Source organism: Pseudomonas sp. ADAK2, from assembly GCF_012935755.1.
Classification (GTDB): Bacteria; Pseudomonadota; Gammaproteobacteria; order Pseudomonadales; family Pseudomonadaceae; genus Aquipseudomonas.
Genome location: NZ_CP052862.1, coordinates 3333543 through 3359138, shown reverse-complemented (window position 1 = coordinate 3359138; position 25596 = coordinate 3333543). Strand labels below are relative to the sequence as shown.

Here is a 25596-nt window from a genome sequence, read left to right as displayed (position 1 = left end):
GCGATGATGGATTTATGACGCCGCGCGCTGGGGCACCAGGTTTTCCGCGCCACGTTCACGCACCCAGAACAGCGTCGCACCCGCCACGGCGGCCGGCATCATCAGGATGTTGACCACGGGAATCAGCAGCACCAGATAGACGATCCCGCCAAAACTCATGCTCTGCCAGCGCTTCTGGCGCAGCCAGGCGAGCATCTCGTTCCAGCCGAGTTTGTGGTTGTCCGCCGGGTAGTCGATGTACTGGATCGCCATCATCCATACGCCGAACAGCAGCCACAACGGCGCCGCGATGATGTTGACCACCGGGATGAACGAGAGAATGAACAGGCCGAGCGCCCGCGGCAGGAAGTAGCCGAGTTTGCGCATTTCCCGGGCCAGGGTCCGGGGGATCATTTCGATCAGCTCGCCCCAACTGAAGGCCGGGAAATCGTCGGTGCCACGCACCACCACTTCGACCTTTTCCGCGAGAAAGCCGTTGAACGGCGCGGCGATGACGTTGGCGAGCATGGTGAAGGTGAAGAACACCATGAATCCCACCAGCACCACGAAAATCGGCCAGAGGATGTAGCTGAGGAAACTCAGCCAGTCGGGCAGGGATGGCATCAGCGTATCGACCCACATGCTGAACTGATGCCCAGCGAGATAAATCAATCCGACGAACAGCACCAGGTTGATTGCCAGCGGCAACAGGACGAACAAACGCAGGCCCGGACTCAGGACCAGCTTGAGGCCTTCGCGCAGGTATTGCGGGCCGGACAGAACAGGGGCGGGCATAGCGTGCTCCGAGCAAGGGGTAAACGCGCCGACCTTACCGGCTTTGCCTCACAGGCGAAAGCGCGGTCGCAGCATCGACATTCACTGTAACAAAGGCGTCTATAAAATCACCGCATCGGGATAGAGACCGCCTATGAGCTGGATTGTTAAACCGTATTTCCTTAATCTTCGCCCCCTCGATACGCTGCACCCATTCTTTTTACAGGACTGTCGAGCTCAAGCCTTCCCCAAGTGCTTTCAACAGTCCTTTTTTATTCCCGCCGGCAACCCGGCGTTCCGCGCCAGGTAATCCGGGCCGGTCAACAGGAGCAGGTCATGTCTGAAGTCCGTCATTCGCGAGTGATTATTCTTGGTTCCGGCCCTGCCGGTTACAGCGCCGCAGTCTATGCCGCCCGTGCCAACCTCAAGCCACTGCTGATCACTGGCATGCAGGCTGGCGGTCAACTGACCACCACCACCGAAGTCGACAACTGGCCGGGCGACGTCCACGGCCTGACCGGCCCGGCGCTGATGGAGCGGATGAAAGAGCACGCCGAACGCTTTGAAACCGAGATCGTCTTCGATCACATCAATGCCGTGGACTTCGCCGCCAAGCCGTACACCCTGACCGGCGACAGCGCGACCTACACCTGCGACGCCCTGATCATCGCCACCGGCGCCAGCGCTCGTTACCTGGGCCTGCCGTCGGAAGAAGCGTTCATGGGCAAAGGCGTTTCGGCCTGCGCGACCTGCGATGGTTTCTTCTATCGCAACAAGCCAGTGGCTGTGGTTGGTGGCGGTAACACTGCCGTTGAAGAAGCGCTGTACCTGGCCAACATCGCCAGCACCGTGACCCTGATCCACCGTCGCGAAACGTTCCGCGCCGAGAAGATCCTGATCGACAAGCTCAACGCCCGGGTTGCCGAAGGCAAGATCATCCTCAAGTTGAACTCGAACCTGGACGAAGTCCTGGGCGACAACATGGGCGTGACCGGTGCTCGCCTGAAGAACAACGACGGCAGCTTTGACGAACTGACCGTGGACGGCGTGTTCATCGCCATCGGCCACACCCCGAACACGTCGCTGTTCGAAGGCCAACTGACGTTGAAAGACGGCTACCTGGTGGTGCATGGCGGCCGTGAAGGCAACGCCACTGCCACCAACCTGGAAGGTATCTTCGCCGCCGGCGACGTGGCGGACCACGTTTACCGCCAGGCCATCACCTCGGCCGGCGCTGGTTGCATGGCGGCACTGGATGCCGAGCGCTACCTCGACGACCTGCAGAACGCCAAGTTCTGAGAACGTTGAAATGAAAAAACCGGCCTCGGCCGGTTTTTTTGTGCCCACAGAAAATGTGGTCAGCCGCGCAACCGCTCCTGAACAAAATCCATGACCTTCAACGACTGATAGATCGCATTGGCAGCAATCTTCCCGAACGGGCCACCGTTCCAGTCCAGCAGATACGGCTTGAACAGCTCATACCGCGCACTTTCTCCGCACACCGCTTCAGCGATCACCCGGCCGCCAATGGAGCCGGTGTTCAAGCCGTGTCCACCAAATGAAGTGCAGGCCCATACACCCGGCTCCAGCAGTCCCAGGTTAGGCATTTTATTGGTGGAGTAGCCCATCAGGCCGGACCAGGCCAGGTCAATCTTGACCGCAGCCAATTGTGGATAGACCGAGACCATGTCGGCCTTGAGCATCGCCGCCAGGGCTTTTTCATCCTGTTCGTTGCGGGTGGTGATGCGCCCGCCCCAGAGCAGGCGATCGCCTTCGACCACGCGGTAATAGTCCGAAGCGCGGCGGTCATCGGAGAACGCGGCGCCGGAGTCGAGGACGTTCTTGATCCCGTCGCCCAGGTGTTCGGTCAGCACCACGTACGTGGCGATGGGCAGGTAGGCGCGGCTGAGCTTCTGCAATTCCGGGCCGCCGTAGCCGCCGGCGCAGAACACCAGGTCCTGGCAGCATACGGTGCCGTGAGCGGTTCGGACGATTTTGTCGGCGCCCTGGTGCTGCCAGGCGAGCATTTTCGAGTGTTCGAAAATCCGTCCCCCCGCCGCTTCGATGGCGAGGGCCAGGCCCAGGCAATAATTCAAGGGGTGGAAATGCAGGGCGTTGGGGTCTTCGACACCCTGGAAGTAACGCAGGGTGTGCGCCCGTTCGCGCACCTGGGCGGTGTCGAGAAAATTGAGTTCATAGCCGAAGTCCCGGCGCATGGTCTCGATGTGGTTTTTCACTTCGGCGCCGTCGTCGTAACGCTTGACCCGAATGGTACCGGCGGACGGCGCGCACCCGGCTAGAGCCAGTTCGGTGATGTTGTCGCGGACGATCTCCACGCCTTCGGCCGACATCCAGAACAACGCCTTGGTCTGTTCCAACCCGAGTTTTTTGCGGATCGCGCCGGAGCCTTCCGCCCAGCCCGGCGAGACCACGCCGCCATTGCGCCCGGACGCGCCCCAGGCCACTTGGTTGGCTTCGAGGATGATCACCCGTTTGCCGCGCCGGGTCAGTTCCAGGGCGGCCGTGAGGCCGGCGATACCGGCGCCGATGATGCAGACGTCGCAGGTTTCATCACTGTTCAATGCTGGCCTGGCTGCGCGCGGCAGCGAGGTTTGGGAGTACCAGGTGGTTGGAAAGGACATGTTCAATCCTTGAAGAATTGTTTTTTGCGGGAGCGAGCCTGCTCGCTCCCGCAGGGTTCAGGCGATTACTTGATGGTCGAATAATCGACGCCGTACCACTTGTCAGAGAGCTTGGTCAGCGTGCCGTCCTTGTGCATCGCGCCCACGATTTCACTGAGTTTGGCGCTCAGCTCCGGGTCACCCTTGTCGGTGGCAATGGCCAGTGGTTCGTAGAACGCCACGGCGTTGTCGGCGGCGCGCAGCGGGTAGCCTTTCTTGACGGCCGCGTCCAGGGTGCTGCGTTGGGTGAGGATCGCATCCAGCCGCGTGCCGTCGCCCAGGCGTAGATCGTCCAGCGGGCCGACGGAGCCGGAGTAGGTCTTCATTTTTTCGGTTTTGACGTCATACACCACCGGCGGCACGTCTGTGGTTTCAATGGCCAGCGCCTGGCTCAAATAGTCCTCGGACGTGGTGCCGCCTTCGACGCCGATGGTTTTGCCGTTCAGCGCTTTGTGGTCGGTGACTTTGGATTTGTCGTGCACGGCAAAGACGTAGGGCACGTAGTAATAGGTGCCGGGGAAATCGAGGATGCGCGAGCGACTCTTGGTGGCGGTCATCGAGCCCACGGACACGTCCCAGCGTCCGTTCCACTTACCGGCGGTGATCACGTCCCAGTCCGGCGTGATGAACTTGACTGCGACCCCGAGGCGCTTGGCGATCTCTTTGGAGACGTCGATATCGAAACCGTCGATTTCATTCTTGTCGTTGATGAAACCCTGGGGTGGCCAGGTCGCCGAGGTCGCGACGGTCAGGGTCTTGCTGCTCTCGATCTTGTCCAGGACCGCGCCGGCATTGGCGGCGCCGACGAACAACAGCGACAGGGTGGCAGCGAGGGTCAGTGCATGTTTTCTACTGAGCATGTTTATCTCCACTTTTCGTTTTTGTTATGCGGGGTAAAGCCGTTCTCAGTGACCGATGATTTGCGAGAGGAATTTCTGCGCGCGTTCGGTCTGGGGGTTGTTGAAAAAATCGGCCGGGGTGGCTTGTTCGATGACCTGGCCCTGGTCCATGAACAGCACGCGGTCGGCGACTTTGCTGGCAAAACCCATTTCGTGGGTCACGCAAATCATGGTCATGCCGTCGGTGGCCAGTTCGCCCATGACGTCGAGCACTTCGTGGACCATTTCCGGGTCCAGCGCCGAGGTCGGCTCATCGAACAGCATCACTTTTGGGTTCATGCACAGCGCCCGGGCAATCGCTACGCGCTGTTGCTGGCCGCCGGACAATTGCGACGGATATTTGTGGGCGTGCTCGGCAATCCGCACGCGCTCGAGGTAAACCAGCGCGCGTTTTTTAGCCTCGGCGGACGACACGCCTTGCACCAATTGCGGCGCCAGGGTCAGGTTGTCCATCACGCTTAGGTGCGGGAACAGGTTGAAGCTCTGGAACACCATGCCGATTTCCCGGCGCACCGCGCTGACACTTTCCGCCTCGCTGGTGAGGGTGATGCCGTTGACCTGGATGTGGCCTTTCTGGAAGTTTTCCAGGTGATTGATGCAGCGGATCATCGTCGATTTGCCCGAACCCGACGGCCCGCACACCACGAGGATTTCCCCGGCGGCCACGTTCAGGTCGACGTCACGCAAGGCGTGAAAATTGCCGTACCACTTGTTCAGGCCGGTGATCGAAATCATGGAAGGGCTGGTCTGCGCGGCAGGGGCCAGGTCGAGTCGCTCGGCGGTAGTCATCTTGGATCAACCTCTCGCAGTGGATCGGTTGACCCGTTTTTCGATTCGCGCCTGCACCCGTTCGAGGATGAACGACAGCGCCCAGTAAATCATTGCGGCAGTGATTAGCATTTCCAGGTGGCGGAAGTCCGCGCGGCCCTGGGTCTTGGCCAGGTACATCAGTTCCCAGACGCCGATCACCGACACCAGCGAACTGTCCTTGAGCATGGCGATGAACTGGTTGCCGGTGGGCGGGATGATCACCCGCAAGGCTTGCGGCATGATCACCCGGCTCAGGGTTTTGAACGGACTGATGCCCAGCGCCCGCGAGGCTTCCCATTGGCCCACCGGAATGCTCTGGATCCCCGCGCGGAAAATCTCGGTCATGTAGGCGCCGTAGCACAGCGACAACGCAAGGATGCCAGCCGGCACCGCATCGACCACATAACCGAGTTGCGGCAGCCCGAGGTAAATCAGGTAGATCTGGATCAGCAGCGGCACGCCGCGAAAGAACGAGGTGTAGAACGAGGCGATGGCATTCGCCAAGCCATTGTTCGACAGCTTGGCCACTGCGCCGATCAGCGCCAGCACAAAGGCAATCACGATGGCGACGGCGGAGATGTACAGCGTGGTGGCCGCGCCCTGGATGATCAGGAAGCCGATCTTGTCGAGAATAAAGCTGTAGGAGAGGTTGAAGGTGTCGAAGAAGGCGAGGAACAGAATCAGCAGTTCGATCCACACGACGGTGGTTTGCACCTTGAACTTCAAGCGCCCAAGGACGTGGAAGTTCAGCGTGCCGAGCACGGCGATCAGCAATCCAATGGCGATATTGCGCGCGGTCAGGCTGTCGGGGGCATCGCCCAGCAGCGGTTGCAGAAAGTGACTCAGGGCGCTGTTGCCCAGGTTCATCAGGTACGCGCCGAGGAACAACACCACGGCGACGCCAAGCAGGAATTGAGGATCATTGGACTTTTTTTTATAAATTATATTGTCGTGATACATGAATGCCTCGGCTTGTAGGTGGTTACGGTCTCGCTAGATAAAAGGGGTAGTCGGGCAGTATTGCGACGCTAAATCCAGGACCACAAGCGAACATAATTCGCTATGTCAGTCCCGGATCGCAGTTTGCGTTGTCAGGAAAGCTTGGCCAGGCAGGCCTCGAAGATGTCCAGGCCTTCCTCCAGCACCGCCGCTTCAGTGGTCAGCGGTGCCAGCAGCCGAATGATGTTGCGCGACTTGCCGCTGGGCATCAGCAGCAAACCCGCATCGCGCGCCAGGGCCAGCAACTGGGTCAATTGCGCTGAGGCCGGTGTGCCGTCGACGTTGAGCAGTTCGATACCGCGCATCGCCCCGACACCGGTCAGGCGGCCAAGAAACGGGAAAAGCTTGCTGGCACGCCAGGCTTCGTAACGGCTGACGATGGCTTCTTCCTGTTGCGAGCCCCAGGCGTGCAGGTTCGCATCCGTCATCTCGTCCAGGGTTGCCAGGGCCGCAGCGCAGGCGATCGGGTTGCCGGAATAGGTGCCACCGAGTCCGCCCTTGGGCAAGGTGTCGAGCAGTGCCTTGCGCCCGGCTACCGCGCCGAGCGGCATACCGCCGGCGATGCTTTTGGCGAGCAGGATCAGATCCGGTTCAATGCCCAGGCGCGAGAAGGCAAACCGCTCACCGGTACGACCGAAACCGGACTGGATTTCATCGGCGATCAGCAGGATGTTTTTCTCATCACAGAAGCGCCGCAACGCCTGGGCAAACTCCACGTCCATTGCCAGGAAGCCTGCTTCGCCCTGCACGGGTTCGACGATAAAACACGCCACGTCATTCACGTCGATCTCGACGCTGAACAGCCGCTCCATCGCCTTCAACGCCTCGGCGCAGGTCACGCCGTTGTCCTTGCTCGGGAAGGGCAGGTGATAGACCGGACCCGGCAGCACGCCGACTTTCTGTTTGTAGGGCGCGACCTTGCCGTTGAGGTTGAGGGTCGCAAGAGTGCGACCGTGAAAGGCGCCATCAAAGGCAATCACGGCTGTACGGCCAGTGGCACCGCGAACGATTTTCAGGGCGTTTTCCGCCGCTTCCGCGCCGCTGTTGGTGAGCATGCCGCTGACCGGGTAATCCACCGGGATAAAGGTGCAGAGGCGATCCATCAGTTCGAGGTAAGGCCCATGCGGGGCGGCGTTGAACGCGTAGTGGGTCAGCCGGGTGGCTTGTTCGCGAATGGCTTCGACGATGCGCGGATGGCAATGGCCGAGGTTCAGCACGCCGATGCCGCCGACGAAGTCGATGTAGCGTTTGCCCTCGGTATCCCAGACCTCGGCGTTTTTGCCGTGGCTGAGCGTGACGGGATGAACGACGTTGATCGACTGGCTGATGGTTTCGCTGCTCATGGATACCTGACTCGGAAGAAGGGTTGCTTCTTTTTATCTAAGCCGCGAGCAGAGGGGGCCGGCAAACGAAATAAAGTCGCCGGGTCAATCTTAAAAGTCGGGATGTGTTGCGCCCCTTGTAGGAGCACGGCTTGCCGGCGATGGCGTTCTTGAGATCGCCATCGCGGGCAAGCCTCGCTCCTACAGGAAAAAGCGTTTAGCGGCGAGTCAGGGGCTGTTGGGTGAATTTCACACCGGCCAATCCATGGGCAATCAACGCGCGGATATTGCCGTGATCGCTGCCTTCCGGCGTGGCGACAACCGAACGGTAATGCTCGCCAAATGCCAACAGCGCTTCTTCATCGCTCAAGCCTTCCAGCAACGCCAGACCGAGGGTCTTGCACGAACCTTCATTCTGCCCGGCAGCGTTTTCCACGCCACCGTTGTTGAAGGCTTGCGGCTGGTAATCGTAGCCGGCGGCGATGAATGCCAGGGTATCGGCGAAAGCATGTTCGCCGCTGTTGAGGCTGGCGCGCAGGGTGTTCAAATCACTCATTGGGTTTTCCTTTGGCGAACGCCGCTTGTTGTTCGGCGCTGGCTTCTTGCTGGTATTGGGCTTTCCACTCGGCGTAAGGCATGCCGTAAACCACTTCGCGGGCGTCGTCGAGGCTGACCTCGATCTGGCGTTCGTCGGCGGCGGCCTTGTACCACTTGGACAGGCAGTTGCGGCAGAAACCCGAGAGGTTCATCAGGTCGATGTTCTGCACATCCTTGCGGCTGTCCAGGTGCGCGACCAGCCGGCGGAAGGCGGCGGCTTCAAGTTCCAGGCGTTGTTGATCGTTCATGGCGGGCTCTGTGCAATCAAATCGTGGCGCGGATGATAAAAGCCTGACGCCTAATGCGCCAGACGCGCTTAGCGGCTCGCCGCGAGGGTGATCGACACCGACTCGGCAAATCGCAAAGCGTGGGGTTTGTCGACTTCCACTTCGGCGTACAACACCGACTCGTTGACCATGACCAGATCGAGGATTTCCTGGGTCAGGCGTTCGAGCAGGGCAAAGCGATTGCCTTCCACGTGGGCGATGATCGCCTTGGTGATGGTGCGGTAGTTCAGCGCGTGATCGATGTCGTTGTCGCGCACCGCGTCTTGCGCCGCGTAGAGGATGGTCAGGTTGATCAACACATCCTGCTTGTTGAGGATTTCGTCCTCGTTGATGCCGATGAAGGTGCGCAGGCACAGGTCCTTGACCCGGATGCGCGCCATTCCTGGTTGAAGTTGTGGCATTGCTACTTGCTCCGTCCAATCAATTGCAGGAACTCCTGGCGGGTGTTGCTCGACTCGCGGAAGGCGCCGAGCATCACCGAGGTGTTCATGGTCGAATTCTGTTTCTCGACACCGCGCATCATCATGCACATGTGTTTGGCCTCGATCACCACGGCGACCCCGGCGGCGTCCGTGACGTGCTGCACCGCGTCGGCGATCTGCCGGGTGAGGTTTTCCTGAATCTGCAGGCGACGGGCGAACATGTCCACCAGCCGTGCAATCTTCGACAGGCCCAACACTTTGCCCGTCGGAATATAAGCCACATGCGCCTTGCCGATGAAGGGCAGCATGTGGTGTTCGCACAGCGAATAGAGCTCGATGTCGGCGACGATGATCATCTCGTCGGTATCGGACGAAAACAGCGCACCGTTGACGATTTCCTCGACAGTTTGCTCATAGCCATGACACAGGTATTGCATGGCCTTGGCCGCGCGCATCGGGGTGTCTTGCAGGCCTTCGCGGTCGGGGTTTTCACCGAGGCCGATGAGGATGTCGCGGTAGCTCTGGGATAAGGCGTTCTGAGGCAGGGATAACGTCATGAAATATCCTCGCGGGGCGGCTTATTTGACGTGCCGTCCGCCGTTGACGGTCAGGGTCGTGCCGGTGACATAAGGGTTGTCGAGCAGATAGCGCAGGCTCTGGTAGATCACTTCGCTGCCGGGCTCGATGCCCAGCGCGGACTTGGCCAGGGCCTTGGCACGGTACGCCGCGTCGTCGTCGGGATTGAACAATAGCAGGGCTGGGGCGATGCCGTTGACCTTGATCGCCGGCGCATATTTCGCGGCGAAGGACAGGGTCAGGCTGTCGAGCCCGGCTTTGCTGGCGCAATAACCGATATGTTGGCTGCTGCCCTTGCGGGTTACGTCGTCACTGATGTGCACGATGTCGGCCGGGCTCGAGCGTTCGAGCAAGTCAGCGCAGTGCAGGTTGATCAGGTAGGGCGCGAGCATGTGCACGCTGAACATTCGGGTAAAGGCCTGGGCATCGGTGTCCGGGGTTTCGGTCAGCCATTCCGACGCGTTATGCACAATCGCCCGCAGGCTGTCGGTGTGGGTCTTGAGTTCGCCGATGAACGCGAGGATCCCGGCTTCGCTGGCGAAGTCCGCGAACACCGCTATTGCGCCGAGATCGCGCAACACCTGCACGCCGGGGCGTTCGCGGCGGTAGCTGAAGATCACCCGGTGACCGTCTTCGAGCAAACGCTGCGCACAATGCAGGCCGACTCGTTGGCCGGCACCGGTGATGAGGATGGGAGCTGCGGAAGAGGTCATGAACGGCTCGCGTCGCGGTTAGAGCAAAACTATACCAGCGACAAAGCGTGTGGTGGCTTTTGTAAGAGCGAGGCTTGCCCGCGAAGAAGACGCCGCCGGTCTATCTGTCAAACCGTGTCATCGTTCTTCGCGGGCAAGCCTCGCTCCTACAGGGGTTACGGATTTTGGGTGGTGGGCGCGACGGGAATTGGCCGCGTCGGCGTGCTGTGCAGCCAGTTGGCCAGCAAACGGGTCGACAGCGGAATAAAGAAATAGACCATCAATGGCGTCAGGCACAGGGTGCTGACCAGTACCCGAGGCAGCAGGCTCATTTCGCCGAGCAACGGCCCCAGGACAAAATTGAACAGCAGGGAAACCGGAAAGAACGCCAGCCAGATCGCCACCGCCTGTTTCCAGCGCGGCGGGCGATTCCCGGCAGCACCGAACCAGCCTTCGATGCCGCTGACCCGATGTTCGGTCGGGTGGGCGAACAAGTCGCTGCCGCGTGCCAGCCAGGCGGTGCGCGAGGCGGAATGCTCCCAGGCGTGCAGGGTCTGCTCGTCTGCGAAGCGGAAAATGATCTGGAATTCGTCATCGTCGGGCGGCGGAGCGAGCACGCCAGAACCGAGATAACCGGGAAAGTCGGTGGCCAGTTGTTCGCCTTCACGCAACCAGGCGATCAGGTCCTGATAACGTCCATCGGCAACGCGGCGCGCCACCATCAGCGTGACGGGTGAGGTAGACATTTTGTATCTCCGTATGACAAACGCGTCGCTCCGGGTAGGAGTTTCGCCAGGCGCAGCGCCGGGGTAGTGGGCTGCGTCTTTGGACAAGCAAGGATTATTCCCTAATATGAAAATTACACCAGAGACATTCGTCACCCATCAATAACTTGAATGATTGCGGGGGATAGGCGTTAAATGGGATCCAATTTTACTAATGAACGATCGCCCCCCCAATGCCTGTCCTGACTGACAATGTTCCTGGCTTGCTGCCAACTGCTTCCCTGGAACGGGAAGAGCTGTTTCCGATTCGAGAGGTGGCACGCCTGACGGGTATCAACCCGGTCACATTGCGGGCATGGGAACGTCGTTATGGCCTGATCCAGCCCACGCGCACCGAAAGCGGGCATCGGCTGTACTCAATGGCCGATATCGAGACGGTTCGCAGCATCCTCGGCTGGATTGATCGCGGTGTGGCGGTGAGCAAGGTCGGCAAGATTCTGGCGAAGACCGAACCGCTCAAAACGCTCTCGCACATCATCCCCAATGAACTCGTACTGGCCGACTACGCCCAATGGCAGCAGCAGGTCCGGGCCGCTGTCAGCGCGTTTGACGACGTTCAACTGGAGCGGGTGTACGGGCAGATCTTTTCCAGTTACTCGCTGCCCGTGGTGTTCCAGGACATTCTGATGCCGCTGTGGAAGCAACTGGTGCAGCGCCAGGAAGGCTTCGGCCAGACCAGCGAATGGTTGTTCTTCGATGCGTTCCTGCGATCACGCGTGGCACAGCGCCTGCTGCTGATACGTGATGCCTCGCCGCGCCGGATCGTGGTCAGCGCCTTGGCCGGACAGTGCCATGAACTCGAACTGCTGGTCGCCGCGTTGTTTTTGAGCGGGATGGATTCGGGCGTGCGGGTGCTCACGATTGGCCAACCGTTCGATGAGTTGACCCTGGTCTGTGAAAGAATCCAGCCCCTGGCGCTGGTACTGTTCTCCAATCACGTACCTTCCGCCGAGTTGCCACGACGTTTGAATCGCCTGGCCTTGAGTCTGGATTGCCGGCTGATGCTCGCCGGTGATGCGTCCGACCTGGCGCAGGATAGCCTGGCCGGATCATCGATCGGTTGTCTGGGTAACGAGGGTTTGTTGATGCGACAGCGTCTGAAGCAGTTCCTGGCGGGCAACCTGGATACGTGAGGCTCAGACGTGCAGGGCGGGATGGGTCAGGCGATGTTGCTGGAGAATGAACTGACGCAGGCGTTCGGTTTCGTCCTTGTCGCTCTGGCTCAACTGATAGGCGAAGAAGCCGTGCTCGGTTTCCCGTTCGAACGTGCCGCGCAAGGCGATCCGCTCATAACCTGACGGGCTGAACCACAACGCAAAATGCTTCGGCGGCTTGGTCTTGTTGCGAACTTCCAACAGTACCCCTTTGAACGACACTTCGTGAACCCACATCGCGCCGGGCTGGCCCTTGGCATTCTCCAGTGCAACCGGCTCCTCGAGTGTCAGGCGCCAGGGCCGGACCATTGGCCCGTCTTCAAAAATACTCGGCACGCCCAGGCGCAAATGCAGCGCATGGAACTCGTCCTCCACCAGGTGCAGCGGGAAGGTCATTTGCTGATTTTCGAAGTTGGCCTGGATGGTGACCTGCTCATGGGCCGCGAGGCGCGTGAGCAGATCCCGGATCTGCGATCCACCGTTGACGAGCAGGCTCGACGTTGCATCCCGCACATTGAGCTGCGGGTTGTGCTGCATGGTCTGGATAAAATCCAGCTCATCCTGGGTCAGGAGTGCGTCGCGTTGCATGGCTTGCTCGTAAATAAAAGTTACAAAGTCATCGGTGATTGTAGTTAATGACAATTAATTCGCTGTTTTGTTTTCGCCGTCCGTCGCTTTGAGCGCAGCCAGCTCGGCCTGCAGTTCAGCCACCTGTGCTTCCAATTGCGCCACCCGCTGCTGTGCTTTGACTTGAATGGTCACATCTTTTTGTACACCGACAAAATAGGTTTGTCCGTCACTTTCGTTTTTAACTGTCGAAAGGGACAGTTCATTCCAGAACGGTGTGCCGTCCTTGCGGTAGTTACGCAGGATTTCCCGGCATGAACCGCCGCTGTCCAGCGTTTCGCGAATCAACGCCAGCGCTGCTTGATCCCGATCGCCGGATTGCAGGAAGCGGCAGTCCTGGTAAAGGATTTCTTCGCTGGTGTAACCGGTCATGCGTTCGAAGGCCGGGTTGACGTAAATCAGAATGTCGTCTTGCTCGCCTTCCTTTTCGGCAATCACGATGCCGTCGTTGGAGGCGTTGATCACCATTTGCAGCAGTTGAGCGTTGATCATCAGAGAATCCTTTCCAAGTTGATTGAGCGCAGCATTCTAGAAGAACCCAATGAGCTGTCCACTGGCCATCCGCGCTAATTGAGAGGCAATCGCAGGTTTTTGGCCGGTGCTGTTAATATCGCCGGTCTTTTACAGCTTCAGGAACAGATTGATGAAAGTCGCCATCCTTTCCGGCTCGGTGTACGGCACGGCTGAAGAAGTCGCCCGGCACGCTGCGAATATTTTGAAAGACGCCGGTTTCGAGACCTGGCACAACCCTCGCGCCAGCCTGGCTGACGTCCAGGCATTCGGCCCCGACGCCTTCCTGGCGGTGACGTCGACCACGGGCATGGGCGAACTGCCGGACAACCTGCAACCGTTGTATTCGGTAATTCGTGACCAACTGCCTGCAGCATGGCGTGGTTTGCCCGGCGCGGTGATCGGTCTGGGCGATGCGAGTTATGGCGATACCTTTTGCGGCGGTGGCGAGCAGATGCGCGAACTGTTCGGCGAACTGGGCCTGCGCGAAGTGCTGCCGATGTTGCGCCTGGATGCCAGCGAAAGCGTCACGCCGGAAACCGACGCCGAGCCTTGGCTGGCGGAGCTGGTCACGGCTCTGCGGGGCTGACCGGGCACTCGCGCAACAGCGCGAGCCAGGCTTGGGCGGCCTTTGACAGGTACGCGCCGTCGCGCCAGATAAAGGCAATGTCCCAACGCAGATAGGCCGGCGCATTCAAGGTCAGGCGCACCACGCCTGGCCGCACCAGCCCTCGCGCCACAACACTGGGCAACAGCACCACGCCTTGCCCGGCCGCCACCAGCGCGGCGAGAAAATCCGCCTGGCCGCTGCGACCGCCTTCCTTGGGCGTGAAGCCCATCTGTTGGCAGGCTTGCAGCAAGCGGTCATTGAGCACAAAGCTGCGCTGGTACAGCAGGAACGGCGTGTCAGCCAACTCCTCCAACCCAATCACGGTCTTCGTTGCCAGCGGATGATCGGCCGGCAGCAGGGCGTCCAGCGGTTCATCGCAGAACGGCTGAAACGCGAATTGCGGATCCTTGGGCAGCAGACTGCCACCCAGTTCCAGTTCGCCGCTCAACACCGCTTGCTCGATGTTCCGGCTGCCGCCTTCCAGCAAATGAATGCTGATGTTCGGGTAGCGTCGCCGGTATTCGGCGAACAGCCCGGCGAACAATGCGTCACTGCCCAGCAGCGGCAAACCCAGACGCAACTCGCCGCGGGCCAGTTGGCTCAAGTCATCCAGCTCGCTGAGCAACTCATTGCGCAATCTCAGCATGCCTTCGGCCCGTTGCAGCACCACGCTGCCGGCGGCGGTCAGGCGTAACTGCGAGCCGAGACGTTCGAGCAAAGGGGTTCCGAGGCTTTGCTCAAGCTGGGCGACTTGCTTGCTCACCGCCGATTGGCTGATGTGCAAGGTCTTGGCCGCTTGGGTGAAACCACCCTGATGCATCACTTCGACGAAGCTGCGCAGCTGTTTGAATTCCATTACCGTGATTCCATTTTGGAATGGCTTCGAGTCTAACAATTCGCTTCGGGGATAGCAGCCCACTCCGTAAAATGAGCGCCTGTGAGGACCGAAATCATGAAAACATCCACCGTCAAATACCTTTCCCGACTGATCGCCGAGCTGGCCGTGCTGCTGGCGATCTACCTGCTCGGCTGCCAATTGGCCGCCTGGTTTTCCTGGCCGATTCCGGGTGGCGTGATCGGCATGGCGTTGTTGCTGCTGGCGTTCGCCTGCGGTTGGGTCAAGCCCGCGGCGTTGCAGATGGGCGCCGGGTTGTTGATGGCCGAGATGCTGCTGTTCTTTATTCCTGCTTTGATGAGCCTGCTCGATTACGGCGGCCTGCTGCGCGACGACGGCTGGCGGATTCTGCTGGTGATCGGTGTCAGCACGTTGATGGTGATGTTGGTGACCGCGTTTACCGTGGAGTTGGTCGTCCGTTTGAGGAGGCCCCATGAAGCTTGAGCTGATGCCGATGTTCTGGCTGGCGTTCACGCTGCTGGCCTATTTGTTCAGCCGCTGGATCTATCGGCGCACCGGCCGCTATCTATTGTCGCCGCTGATTCTGGTCCCGGCGCTGTTGCTGGCGCTCGCCGTGCCGCTGCACACGGCCTATGCCGAGTATTCGAGCAACACCCATTGGCTGATGCTGGTCCTGGGCCCGGTCACCGTGGCCTTCGCAGTACCGATCTGGCAGCAGCGGCAGATGCTGGCGCGGCACTGGTCGGCGTTGCTGCTCGGGATGCTGGCGGGCAGCGCGGCGTCTATCGGCAGTTCGTTCGGCCTGGCCAAGGCGCTGGCGCTGGACAGCTCGGTGACGATGTCGCTGGTGCCTCGTTCGATCACCACGCCTTTCGCCATGCCGCTGGCCCACGATCTTGGCGGCGTGCCGGAACTGACTGCAGTGTTCGTGATGTTTACCGGGGTCATCGGGGCGATGCTCGGCGGCGTTCTGCTCAAGTGGCTGCCCCTGCGCAGCGCCCTGGCGCGCGGTGCATTGTTTGGTGTCGGGGCTCACGGCGCCGGAGTCAGTCGGGCCCATGAAGTCGGCGGCGAAGAAGGCTCGGTGGCGGGGCTGGTCATGGTTCTGACAGGGCTGCTGAACCTGTTCGCGGCGCCCTTGTTGGCGTCGGTGCTTTGACATGGATCCAAGGTCATGGCGTCTGTGACTCGCTCGGCCATCAAGCTGGCTGCGAATGCAACTACACGAACTCCGAGGGCTGACTAGACTGCTGACACGTGAGTAAAACTATAAGAAAAGAGAGGTCCTTGCCGTGAGTGTCACCCCCGTCCAATCGTCCAACAGTGTCAAAGACCAGGTCAGTGCCGCCGAGTGGCAGACCCGCGTCGACCTCGCCGCCTGTTATCGCCTGGTCGCCTCACATGGCTGGGATGATCTGATCTTTACCCATATTTCGGCCAAGGTGCCGGGCACCGAAGACTTCCTGATCAACCCGTTCGGGCTGATGTTCCACGAGATCACCGCGTCGAGCCTGGTCAAAGTCGATCAGGCCGGCAACAAGCTGATGGACAGCCCCTACGAGATCAATCCGGCGGGCTACACCATCCACAGCGCCGTGCATGAAGTGCGTCACGACGTGGTCTGCGTGCTGCATACCCACACCGCTGCCGGTGTTGCTGTGTCGGCGCAGAAGCAGGGCATCCTGCCGATCAGCCAGCAGTCGTTGTTCGTGCTCTCGAGCCTGGCGTATCACGCCTACGAAGGGGTGGCGCTGAACCACGAAGAGAAGGCACGGCTGCAAGCCGACCTCGGTGAAAACAATTTCCTGATGCTGCACAACCACGGTCTGCTGACCTGTGGCGCTACCATCGCCGATACTTTTTTGATGATGTTCACCTTCCAGCGCGCCTGCGATATCCAGGTGCTCGCGCAAAACGGTGGTGCCGAACTGATCGCCATCGACCCGCAGATTCTGGCGGGCGCCAAGGCGATGATCGCCGGCGTTACCAAAAGTGCTCAAGGGATGGGTGGCGCGCTGGCTTGGCCGGCGCTGCTGCGCAAACTCGATAAACAAGACCCGGGTTATAAACTCTGATGCCTCTCGCCGAGATCCCGCTGTGTGTCTGGCGCAAACACGGCCAGACGTTCGTATTCCGTGGCCAGGCCATCCGCTATTGGACGGCCGGGCAGGGTGAGCCGCTCCTGCTGATCCACGGTTTTCCAACCGCCAGTTGGGACTGGCATTACCTTTGGCAGCCGCTCGCCCAGCGCTATCGAGTGATCGCCTGCGACATGCTCGGCTTTGGCGATTCGGCCAAACCGGTGAACCACGAATACAGCCTGCTGGAGCAAGCCGATTTGCAGCAGGCCTTGCTGGCGCATCTGAACATCGAGCAGCCGGTGCACCTGCTGGCCCACGATTACGGCGACAGCGTGGCCCAGGAGCTGCTGGCCCGGCATCACGAAGCTCAAGTGAATATCGCCAGTTGCGTGTTCCTCAATGGCGGTCTGTTTCCCGAAACCCATCGCCCGTTGCTGACGCAAAAACTTTTGCTCAGCCCACTGGGCTGGATGATCGGCCGCGCCTTCACCCGTGATGCGCTGGTGAAAAGTTTCCGCCAGATCTTCGGCCCCCAGACCCGACCGACCGAAAGCGAGATGGATGATTTCTGGAGCCTGGTCGACAGCAATCGCGGGCCGCGGATCATGCATAAATTGATCGGCTACATTCCTGAACGGCGGGTCCAGCGCGAGCGCTGGATCGGCGCCATGCAGCGCAACGAAGTGCCGTTGCGGGTGATCGATGGCGAAGTCGATCCGATTTCCGGTGCGCACATGGTCGAGCGTTATCGGGAGCTGATCCCCAACCCCGATACGGTGCTGCTGCCGGGCATTGGTCACTACCCGCAGACCGAGGCGCCGGGGCAGGTGCTCAAGCATTACCTGGAGTTTCGGGATCGGCAGGTTTCGGCGCCGCGCAAGGTGGCGTGTTCGTGACCTTCAATACCTGCATGCCCCAATCCCGTAGGAGCAAAGCTTGCTCGCGATAGCGGACTGACAGTCAACATCGACGTCGCCTGATATTCCGCCATCGCGAGCAAGCTGCTCCTACAGCTCCCACATCATCGCGGTCATCATCCCCCAGCCTTATCGCACACCATTCAGCCTCCTCGTCTTGATTGTGACCCGCCGCCCCGTGCCTGACACTCGAGGTCATCGTCCCTTGGCCTGCTGGAGTCCCCCATGAATGAGTCTGTGCGCTTCGAAGATAAAGTCGTGATCATCACTGGCGCCGGTGGCGGTCTCGGCCGGGCGCATGCGTTGCTGTTCGCCAGACAAGGCGCCAAGGTGCTGGTCAATGATCTCGGCGGTACGGCTCAGGGCGAAGGTGCCAACGCGTCGGCAGCCGACCGTGTGGTCGCCGAAATCCGCGAGGCCGGCGGCACCGCCGAGGCCAACCACGACTCCGTCACCGACGGCGACAAACTGGTGCAAAACGCCTTGGACGTGTTTGGCCGTGTCGATGTCGTGGTCAACAACGCGGGCATCCTGCGGGACAAGACCTTCCACAAAATGGACGACGCCGATTGGGACCTGGTTTACCGTGTTCACGTCGAAGGCGCCTACAAAGTCACCCGCGCCGCCTGGCCGCACCTGCGCGAGCAAAACTATGGCCGCGTCATTTTCACGGCTTCGACCTCGGGTATCTACGGCAACTTCGGCCAGTCCAACTACGGCATGGCCAAGCTCGGCCTCTACGGCCTGACTCGCACCCTGGCCATCGAAGGCCGCAAGAACAACATCCTGGTCAACGCCATCGCGCCTACCGGCGGCACGCGTATGACCGAAGGCCTGATCCCGCCGCAAGTGTTCGAACAGCTCAAGCCGGAACTGGTCAGCCCGTTGGTGGTGTACCTGGCCAGCGAAAATTGCCAGGAAACATCGGGGCTGTTTGAAGTCGGCGGCGGCTGGATGGGCAAGGTGCGCTGGGAGCGCAGTCTCGGTGCCGGGTTTGATCCGCGGGTGGGCTTCTCGCCGGAGGATGTGGCGGCGCACTGGGAGCAGATCTGTGATTTCGAAGGCGCGGCGCATCCGAAGGACAACATTGAAGCGCTGAAGGAAATGATGGCGAACTTGCAGAAATATACCCTCTGATCAAGCTTCATCCGGCAGGGCTTGCCTGAGTCCTGCCAATCCCGTCGCTACACCCCTCGTTCAAAAACCATCGCCCATAAAAAAGGCCGCTGCAAACGCAGCGGCCGAAGTAAGACGTAGATCAAGGAGCAATAAATCAACGTCAGTGAACACAGGGCGATGACTCGAAGAAGCTTCAACTCATCTGAAATCTTGCGCGAAAGGCCTGGGGTTCAACACAAGCTTTCGCGTCTTGCTTTGCGCCGGTTTCCCGTGAAAGCCCGGCAAGAATAAGGGTTTGAAGCCCAAGGAAAAACAGCGATTCGTGACATGCACTGTTACGGGGCGTGTAACAGTCCCGGATAACCACGGATCGCCCGCTTTTGTAGCAGCTGCCGAGGTACGAGGCTGCGTTCGGCTGCGAAGCAGTCGTAAAACTTGAGCACGCGGTCTTCCAGAAACACCGCGCCGCCTGATTTCACGACTGCTTCGCAGCCGAACGCAGCCTCGTACCTCGGCAGCTGCTACACCGGACGCAGGCTTCGGCAGTTGCTACAGAGCGGGCGCCAACCCGGCGTCATGCGTTCAGTTGATAACCCGCCATCCAGCCCATCCATACCCCGCGCAAAGCCCCGTCCCGTGCGGGCATTCATCCTTTGGAGGTACAACGCGAATACCTCCTTGGTGCGCTTATCGCTCTCGACGCGCGGCAGTAGGGTGAGGCCTTCTGTCACTCACCGGGGAAGACGCATGACAAAAACAACAATGCGCGCCATCTTCACGCCGCAGGCGCTGGCCGCTGCGGTGGCCTTGGGTTGCTGCGCCCAGGCGCACGCCGTTGCATTCAATATCGGGGAAATCGAAGGGACCTTCGATTCGTCACTCTCCGTCGGCGCGAGCTGGGGCATGCGCGATGCGGACAAATCGTTGGTGGGCACGGTCAACGGCGGGACCGGCCAGTCATCGACCGGTGACGACGGGCGACTGAACTTCAAGAAGGGCGAAACCTTCTCCAAGATCGTCAAGGGCATCCACGACCTTGAGCTGAAATACGGCGACACCGGGGTGTTCGTGCGCGGCAAGTATTGGTACGACTTCGAGCTCAAGGACGAGGACCGCGAGTTCAAGCAGATCAGCGACAGCGGTCGTAAGGAAGGCGCCAAATCTTCCGGAGCGCAGATCCTCGACGCCTTCGTCTATCACAACTATTCCATCGCCGATTTACCGGGCACTGTGCGTGCGGGTAAGCAGGTCGTGAGCTGGGGTGAAAGTACCTTCATCGGCAACTCGATCAACAGCATCAACCCGATCGACGTTTCCGCGTTTCGGCGTCCCGGCGCGGAGATCAAGGAAGGCCTGATCCCGGTGAACATGCTGTTCGGCTCCCAGGGCCTGACCGATCAACTGACCGTGGAAGGGTTCTATCAACTGGAATGGGACCAGACCGTTCTCGACAACTGCGGCACCTACTTCGGTGTCGACGTGGCGGCGGACGGTTGCAACAACAACTACAGCGTCGGCAGCCCGGCGATTGCCCCGTTGGCGCCACTGGCATCGGCGTTTGGCCAGCCGATCCAGGTCACCCGTGAAGGGGTGATCGTGCCCCGTGGCGGCGACCGCGATGCGCGGGATTCAGGGCAGTGGGGCACGGCGTTGCGCTGGCTCGGTGACGATACCGAGTACGGCCTGTATTTCATGAACTACCACAGCCGCACGCCAACCGTCGGCACCACGACCGCCGGCGCATCGACCCTGGCCAGCCTGCCGGGCATGGTCGGCATTGCCAACCAACTGGCGCCTGGCAGCGGTTCGGGTCTGGCCCAGAGCGTGATGCTGGGTCGCGGCCAGTATTACCTCGAATACCCGGAAGATATCCGCCTGTACGGCGCGAGTTTCTCCACCACCTTACCCACCGGCACTGCGTGGACCGGCGAGATCAGCTACCGGCCCAACGCCCCGGTGCAGGTCAATACCAATGACCTGACCCTGGCTTTGATCAATCCGATCGCTGGCGGCGCCGCCTCGCCGATTGCCACCACACCGGGCGCCGACAACAAAGGCTACCGACGCAAAGAAGTGACCCAGATCCAGAGTACCCTGACGCACTTCGTCGACCAGGTGTGGGGCGCCGAGCGCTTGACCCTGGTCGGTGAAGCGGCAGTGGTGCGGGTCGGTGGCCTGGAGTCGCGGACAAAGCTGCGTTATGGCCGTGACTCGGTCTACGGCCAGTACGGTTTCGGCGGTGACACCGATGGCTTCGTCACCTCGACCTCCTGGGGCTACCGCGCCCGGGCGATTCTCGATTACGCCAACGTGATCGGCGGAATCAACCTCAAGCCCAACCTGTCCTGGTCCCATGACGTCAGCGGCTATGGCCCCAACGGTCTGTTCAACGAAGGCGCCAAGGCCATCAGCGTCGGCGTCGATGCCGACTACCGCAACACCTATACCGCGAGCCTGAGTTACACCGACTTTTTTGGCGGTGACTACAACGTTCTGGAAGACCGCGACTTTCTGGCGCTGAGCTTCGGCGTGAACTTCTGATCTGGCTGAGAAGGATGATTTAGATGCGCAAAATAATTCTGCAATGCGGCGCCCTGGCCTTGAGCCTGCTAGCCGCCAACGTGTTGGCGGCAGTGTCGCCCGAAGAAGCCAACAAGCTCGGCACCAGCCTCACGCCGCTGGGCGCGGAGAAGGCCGGCAACGCCGACGGCTCGATCCCGGCCTGGACCGGCGGCATCCCGAAAAACGCCGGGGCGGTGGACAGCAAAGGCTTTCTCGCCGACCCGTTCGCCAGTGAAAAACCATTGTTCGTCATCACGGCGGCAACCGTCGATAAGTACAAGGACAAACTCTCGGAAGGCCAGGTGGCGATGTTCAAGCGCTACCCGCAAACCTACAAGATCCCGGTTTACCCGACCCACCGCACCGTCGCCGTGCCGCCGGAAATCTACGAGTCGGCCAAGCGCAGCGCGTTGAACGTGACCAGCATCAACGACGGCAACGGCCTGGCCAATTTCACCGGCAATCGCTATTACGCGTTTCCGATTCCGAAGAACGGCGTGGAGGTGTTGTGGAACCACATCACCCGTTATCACGGCGGTAACCTCCGGCGCATCATCACCCAGGTGACCCCACAGACTAACGGCAGCTACACGCCGATCCGCTTCGAAGAAGAGATCGCCGTCCCACAATTGATGAAAGACCTGGACCCGGAAAAAGCCGCCAACGTACTGACCTTCTTCAAACAGTCGGTGACCGCGCCGGCACGTTTGGCCGGTAACGTGTTGCTGGTCCACGAGACGCTCGACCAGGTCAAGGAACCGCGCCTGGCGTGGATCTACAACGCCGGCCAGCGTCGTGTGCGCCGCGCGCCGCAAGTGGCGTATGACGGGCCGGGCACCGCCGCCGATGGCCTGCGCACTTCCGACAACTTCGACATGTTCTCCGGTGCGCCGGATCGCTACGACTGGAAACTGATCGGCAAAAAGGAAATGTACATCCCGTACAACAGCTACAAACTCGACTCGCCGAGCCTCAAGTACGACGACATCATCAAGGCCGGGCACATCAACCAGGACCTGACCCGCTATGAACTGCATCGGGTCTGGGAAGTGGTCGGCACGGTCAAGCCGAGCGAGCGGCACATCTACGCCAAGCGTCACATGTACATCGACGAAGACAGCTGGCAAGTGGCGCTGGTGGACCACTACGACGGTCGCGGCCAATTGTGGCGCGTCGCGGAAGGTCACGCCCAGTACTACTACGATCACCAGGCCCAGGCCTACACCCTTGAAGCGCTCTACGACATCATCGCCGGTCGCTACATTGCCCTGGGGATGAAAAACGAAGAGAAGCACAGCTTTGAATTCGGCTTCGAAGCCAAGGCGGCGGATTACACGCCATCGGCGTTGCGCGCGGAGGGCGTCCGCTAAGCAACACCTCATTCCTTGTAGGAGCGAAGCTTGCTCGCGAAAGCGGCTGCCCATCCAACGATGATGTTGGCTGACACGACGCCTTCGCGGGCAAGCCTCGCTCCTACAGGGGCGGCGTTCGGTCCAACAACATCATCGTTGGATGTACCGACGTCTTCGCGAGCAAGCTTTGCTCCTGCGGGTTTGTGCGTGACTGGTGGGTCGCGTGCTTTATGAGGGGCAATCATCGTTCTGAATACTTCTCAACAAGCGCGTTGCACAGGGCTAGGGTTGCGGCACAACTATAAAAAGGCACGCCGCAATGACCGCCATGACCCCGTGTCTGGATCGTCCAGGATTTCTTCCTCGCCTGTCGTCCCACCACTTGCCGAGGGCTCGGTTGAGCGAACCGCTGTTGGCGTCGCCGGCGCGGGTAAAACTGATTTGTGCGCCGGCGGGCAGTGGCAAGAGCGCGCTGCTGGCCGAATGTTTGTTGCAGGCACCAGCGTCGTGTCGGGTGGTGTGGCTGGCGTTGTCCGGTGTGGTGTTGAGTCGGGCGGAGTTCTGTCAACGGTTGGCTGAAGTCCTGGAATTGCCCTCGGTCCACGAGTCCGCCGTGTTGGCGTACTTCGCCCGGGTACAAACCCCTGTCTGGTTGTTTATCGACGATTATTGCCGCGTTCCTGCGCCGGAACTCGATGGCTTGCTTGATCAGCTTCTGGCCGTCAGCAACCCGCTCATTACCTGGTGGCTGAGCGGGCGGCGGCGGCCGCACTGCAACTGGCCGCGCCTGTTGCTGGACGACGAGTTGCATGAGTCCGAAGGGCGAACGCTGGCGTTCACCCAAGCCGAGATCGAGCAGTTGCTGCGTCACGTCGAGGCACCGGTGGCGGCGAAAGCCGCCCGGCGCATTTTCCAGCGCAGCGGTGGTTGGTGCGCCGCCGTGCGCATTACCTTGCTCGATAGTTGCCAATGGGCGCGGGATCAACATTCTCCGGTCCGCTCCACCTTGCTCGATTATTTGCAGCACGAATTGTTCAGCTGCTTGCCCGCAGAACTGGCGGAGGCCTGGCAGGTGCTGGCCCATCTGCCACGGTTCAATGCCAGCTTGTGCGAACACCTGTTCGGCGCCGGGGAGGGCGCTCGCTGGATGCTCGAGTTACAAGTGCGTGGCTGTTTTATCGAAGCCTGGCACGATTCGCCGGACTGGTTGCAGGTGTTCGCCCCGCTAAGCCAATTGATGCGTGATGAGCCGTGGCCGGCCGGGCGTTCCTGGCATCGACGGGCCTGCCAGTGGTTTTGCGCCCAGGAGGACTGGCAAGCGGCATTCGAACAAGCGCTGATGGCCGAAGAATTCGAGGTAGCGGTCAGCCTGTTGCAGCATTTCAGTCTTGAGCATCTGTTTCTCGGCCAGAATGTGGTGTTGCTGCTACGCCTGCATGAGCAGCAGGGTGATGAACTGATGCTCGGCTCGCCGCACTTGGTCGGGCTGGTCACGGCGGCGTTGCTGTTCGCCGGACGTTTTGATCAGGCGGCGAGCTGCATTGCACAATTGGCGCGTTTTGCACCGCAACCGACCGCGCCACGGCAGCGACAATTATTGGCGCGCTGGCAGGCGCAAATGGGTTGGCTGCTGCATTTACAGGGGCGGATGGAAACGGCCCGTGCGCATTTTATCGAGGCGCTGACTGAGCTGGGGCCCGAAGCCTGGGCTGCGCGTTTGCTGTGCCTGTCCGGGCTGACTCAGCAGGCCCTGCTGAACGCCGATCTTGATGCCGCCCAGGCGCTCAACCGTGAAGCGCTGTGCCTGGCGCGGGCACAGAATTCGCTGCTGTTCGAAGGCTTGCTGGAACTTGATCACGCGCAATTGCTGGAGCAGCGTGGCGCCGCCGGGCGCGCCGAAAGCTTGTTGGCCAGCATTCACGAATTGTTGAGTCAGCAACCCGAACCGGCGACGCCTCTGTTGGGGCGTATCGCCTTGCGCCGTGGCCGTCTGGCCCTGAGCCAGGGCCAGGATGAGCGAGCGGCCGGGTTCTTTGATTCGGGCCTGCACGATTGCCTGCGCAGCCAGGACAAACGCGTGCTCTATGGTTTCCTCGGCCAGGCGCAATTGGCCGCCAATCAGGGCGACTATGCCCAAGCCTTTATCCGCTTGCGCGACGCCGAGCGCTTGATGCAGCAGCGGCAGATTCCCGACACGGTTTATCGCGGCGTGCTGTTGCAGGTCAGCAGCCAGTTCTGGTTGCAGCAGGGGCGGCCGGAATTGGCCCTTGAGGCGTTGACGCGGGTGTTGCGCCATTACCAAGGGCCGAATGCGCGGCAGGCTCCACCGGCGACGTTGGAGTTGATTCCGCGGATTGAGTATTTGTTGGTGCTGGCGCAAGTCCGCTTGGGTCATACGCCTCACGTAAAGCTCGATGATCTGCTTCGTCAAGCCAGGCAGCGCGGTATGGCGAACCTGGAAACAGAATTGTGCCTGGCTCAATCAGAAATCGCCTGGCTGGGCGGTGATGAAATGACCGCGTGTGAGGCTTGGCAAAAAGCACAGGAGTTGATTTCCCGATGGCACCTGCAGCAGGCGTTGAGTGATGTGACTCTGCGTCAGCCCGAGTTTGTTCATAGACTGTCCAATTCGAAGACAGAATTATCGTTACCTGTAAACAATATAAATCCTCTGAGCTTGCGGGAGTTGGAGGTGCTTGAGTTGATTGCAATGGGTAACTCAAATCAACAAATTGCCGAGCAATTGTATATCTCGCTCCATACAGTTAAGACCCATGCTCGAAGAATTCACGGAAAGTTGGGTGTGGAACGCAGGACGCAGGCAGTGGCAAAAGCAAAATATCTCGGTATCGTCACATAGAAATAATAAGTCATGCTCTGTTGTCGCTGGTCGAGTAGTTGATTGGTGCGTGCGTGTGCCTTGGTTTTTATGCGGCTGCAGGCATTCTTATTATTTATTACATATTCTTTGAAAAGAATTTAGAC

At 60.3% G+C, this 25596-nt stretch carries 26 protein-coding genes; 11 read left to right on the top strand and 15 right to left on the bottom strand.

Translation table 11 applies throughout. The features are described from left to right. Nucleotides 1-12: 12 nt before the first annotated feature. A complete protein-coding gene (gene cysZ / locus HKK52_RS15680) occupies nucleotides 13-774 on the bottom strand; it encodes a sulfate transporter CysZ (RefSeq protein WP_169371578.1) in 762 nt (253 codons plus the stop codon). Between the two features lie 315 nt (nucleotides 775-1089). Here cysZ and trxB point away from each other — a divergent pair, with 315 nt between their 5' ends. Next, the gene (gene trxB / locus HKK52_RS15675; protein WP_133838567.1) at nucleotides 1090-2052 is read left to right on the top strand and encodes a thioredoxin-disulfide reductase; all 963 of its coding nucleotides are present in this window, start codon (nucleotides 1090-1092) and stop codon (nucleotides 2050-2052) included. 59 nt (nucleotides 2053-2111) lie between these two features. On the opposite strand, the gene HKK52_RS15670 is transcribed toward trxB, so the two are convergent. From HKK52_RS15670 to HKK52_RS15620, 11 genes are all read right to left on the bottom strand, one after another. Then, entirely contained in the window at nucleotides 2112-3395 is a 1284-nt protein-coding gene (locus HKK52_RS15670; RefSeq protein ID WP_169371577.1) for an NAD(P)/FAD-dependent oxidoreductase, read from the bottom strand. Between the two features lie 65 nt (nucleotides 3396-3460). Beyond that, the gene (locus HKK52_RS15665) at nucleotides 3461-4294 is read right to left on the bottom strand and encodes a transporter substrate-binding domain-containing protein (protein ID WP_169371576.1); all 834 of its coding nucleotides are present in this window, start codon (nucleotides 4292-4294) and stop codon (nucleotides 3461-3463) included. 45 nt (nucleotides 4295-4339) lie between these two features. Beyond that, nucleotides 4340-5068, bottom strand: a complete 729-nt coding sequence (locus tag HKK52_RS15660; RefSeq protein WP_169374247.1) for an amino acid ABC transporter ATP-binding protein — start codon at nucleotides 5066-5068, stop codon at nucleotides 4340-4342. A 60-nt stretch (nucleotides 5069-5128) separates the two neighbouring features. Beyond that, nucleotides 5129-6103 (bottom strand): amino acid ABC transporter permease, encoded by a 975-nt coding sequence (locus HKK52_RS15655; protein ID WP_169371575.1) that lies wholly within the window; start codon nucleotides 6101-6103, stop codon nucleotides 5129-5131. A gap of 131 nt (nucleotides 6104-6234) precedes the next feature. Further along, nucleotides 6235-7485 (bottom strand): 2-aminoadipate transaminase, encoded by a 1251-nt coding sequence (locus HKK52_RS15650; protein WP_169371574.1) that lies wholly within the window; start codon nucleotides 7483-7485, stop codon nucleotides 6235-6237. A 196-nt stretch (nucleotides 7486-7681) separates the two neighbouring features. Then, the gene (locus tag HKK52_RS15645; RefSeq protein ID WP_163908458.1) at nucleotides 7682-8020 is read right to left on the bottom strand and encodes a HopJ type III effector protein; all 339 of its coding nucleotides are present in this window, start codon (nucleotides 8018-8020) and stop codon (nucleotides 7682-7684) included. Further along, nucleotides 8013-8309: a DUF1244 domain-containing protein gene (locus HKK52_RS15640; RefSeq protein ID WP_017336573.1), complete on the bottom strand. Its 297-nt coding sequence runs from the start codon at nucleotides 8307-8309 to the stop codon at nucleotides 8013-8015. The genes HKK52_RS15645 and HKK52_RS15640 overlap by 8 nt, the downstream gene beginning before the upstream one ends. Nucleotides 8310-8377: 68 nt before the next feature. Continuing rightward, nucleotides 8378-8749, bottom strand: a complete 372-nt coding sequence (gene folX, locus HKK52_RS15635; RefSeq protein WP_133838572.1) for a dihydroneopterin triphosphate 2'-epimerase — start codon at nucleotides 8747-8749, stop codon at nucleotides 8378-8380. Between the two features lie 2 nt (nucleotides 8750-8751). Then, nucleotides 8752-9327, bottom strand: a complete 576-nt coding sequence (gene folE, locus HKK52_RS15630; RefSeq protein ID WP_169371573.1) for a GTP cyclohydrolase I FolE — start codon at nucleotides 9325-9327, stop codon at nucleotides 8752-8754. Between the two features lie 21 nt (nucleotides 9328-9348). Then, complete coding sequence (gene folM / locus HKK52_RS15625; protein ID WP_169371572.1) at nucleotides 9349-10059, bottom strand: dihydromonapterin reductase; 711 nt, start codon at nucleotides 10057-10059, stop codon at nucleotides 9349-9351. 155 nt (nucleotides 10060-10214) lie between these two features. Then, complete coding sequence (locus HKK52_RS15620; protein WP_169371571.1) at nucleotides 10215-10784, bottom strand: antibiotic biosynthesis monooxygenase; 570 nt, start codon at nucleotides 10782-10784, stop codon at nucleotides 10215-10217. Between the two features lie 212 nt (nucleotides 10785-10996). On the opposite strand from HKK52_RS15620, the gene HKK52_RS15615 reads away from it, so the two are divergent. Further along, a complete protein-coding gene (locus HKK52_RS15615) occupies nucleotides 10997-11956 on the top strand; it encodes a MerR family transcriptional regulator (protein WP_169371570.1) in 960 nt (319 codons plus the stop codon). A 3-nt stretch (nucleotides 11957-11959) separates the two neighbouring features. On the opposite strand, the gene HKK52_RS15610 is transcribed toward HKK52_RS15615, so the two are convergent. Further along, nucleotides 11960-12565: a hypothetical protein gene (locus tag HKK52_RS15610; RefSeq protein WP_169371569.1), complete on the bottom strand. Its 606-nt coding sequence runs from the start codon at nucleotides 12563-12565 to the stop codon at nucleotides 11960-11962. A gap of 54 nt (nucleotides 12566-12619) precedes the next feature. Further along, nucleotides 12620-13096, bottom strand: coding sequence for a PAS domain-containing protein (locus tag HKK52_RS15605; RefSeq protein WP_169371568.1), 477 nt, complete (start codon nucleotides 13094-13096; stop codon nucleotides 12620-12622). A 151-nt stretch (nucleotides 13097-13247) separates the two neighbouring features. Here HKK52_RS15605 and HKK52_RS15600 point away from each other — a divergent pair, with 151 nt between their 5' ends. Beyond that, entirely contained in the window at nucleotides 13248-13703 is a 456-nt protein-coding gene (locus tag HKK52_RS15600) for a flavodoxin (protein ID WP_169371567.1), read from the top strand. On the opposite strand, the gene HKK52_RS15595 is transcribed toward HKK52_RS15600, so the two are convergent. After that, nucleotides 13684-14580, bottom strand: a complete 897-nt coding sequence (locus HKK52_RS15595; RefSeq protein WP_169371566.1) for a LysR family transcriptional regulator — start codon at nucleotides 14578-14580, stop codon at nucleotides 13684-13686. The genes HKK52_RS15600 and HKK52_RS15595 overlap by 20 nt on opposite strands. Before the next feature lie 96 nt (nucleotides 14581-14676). Between HKK52_RS15595 and HKK52_RS15590 the strand changes: the two genes are divergently transcribed. The 8 genes from HKK52_RS15590 (at nucleotide 14677) to HKK52_RS15555 (ending at nucleotide 25471) form a co-directional block, all read left to right on the top strand. After that, nucleotides 14677-15063, top strand: coding sequence for a CidA/LrgA family protein (locus HKK52_RS15590; protein ID WP_169371565.1), 387 nt, complete (start codon nucleotides 14677-14679; stop codon nucleotides 15061-15063). Beyond that, complete coding sequence (locus HKK52_RS15585) at nucleotides 15053-15739, top strand: LrgB family protein (protein ID WP_169371564.1); 687 nt, start codon at nucleotides 15053-15055, stop codon at nucleotides 15737-15739. Before HKK52_RS15590 ends, HKK52_RS15585 begins: the two co-directional genes overlap by 11 nt. A gap of 133 nt (nucleotides 15740-15872) precedes the next feature. Next, nucleotides 15873-16655, top strand: a complete 783-nt coding sequence (locus tag HKK52_RS15580; protein WP_169371563.1) for a class II aldolase/adducin family protein — start codon at nucleotides 15873-15875, stop codon at nucleotides 16653-16655. Continuing rightward, on the top strand, nucleotides 16655-17557 hold the full coding sequence (locus HKK52_RS15575) for an alpha/beta fold hydrolase (RefSeq protein WP_169371562.1): 903 nt from the start codon (nucleotides 16655-16657) through the stop codon (nucleotides 17555-17557). Before HKK52_RS15580 ends, HKK52_RS15575 begins: the two co-directional genes overlap by 1 nt. A 246-nt stretch (nucleotides 17558-17803) precedes the next feature. Beyond that, a complete protein-coding gene (locus tag HKK52_RS15570; RefSeq protein ID WP_169371561.1) occupies nucleotides 17804-18715 on the top strand; it encodes an SDR family oxidoreductase in 912 nt (303 codons plus the stop codon). A 729-nt stretch (nucleotides 18716-19444) separates the two neighbouring features. Further along, complete coding sequence (locus HKK52_RS15565) at nucleotides 19445-21238, top strand: DUF1302 domain-containing protein (RefSeq protein WP_169371560.1); 1794 nt, start codon at nucleotides 19445-19447, stop codon at nucleotides 21236-21238. Nucleotides 21239-21261: 23 nt separating this feature from the next. Continuing rightward, nucleotides 21262-22629, top strand: coding sequence for a DUF1329 domain-containing protein (locus tag HKK52_RS15560; RefSeq protein ID WP_169371559.1), 1368 nt, complete (start codon nucleotides 21262-21264; stop codon nucleotides 22627-22629). Between the two features lie 301 nt (nucleotides 22630-22930). After that, nucleotides 22931-25471, top strand: a complete 2541-nt coding sequence (locus HKK52_RS15555; protein ID WP_169371558.1) for a LuxR C-terminal-related transcriptional regulator — start codon at nucleotides 22931-22933, stop codon at nucleotides 25469-25471. Nucleotides 25472-25596 lie beyond the last annotated feature (125 nt).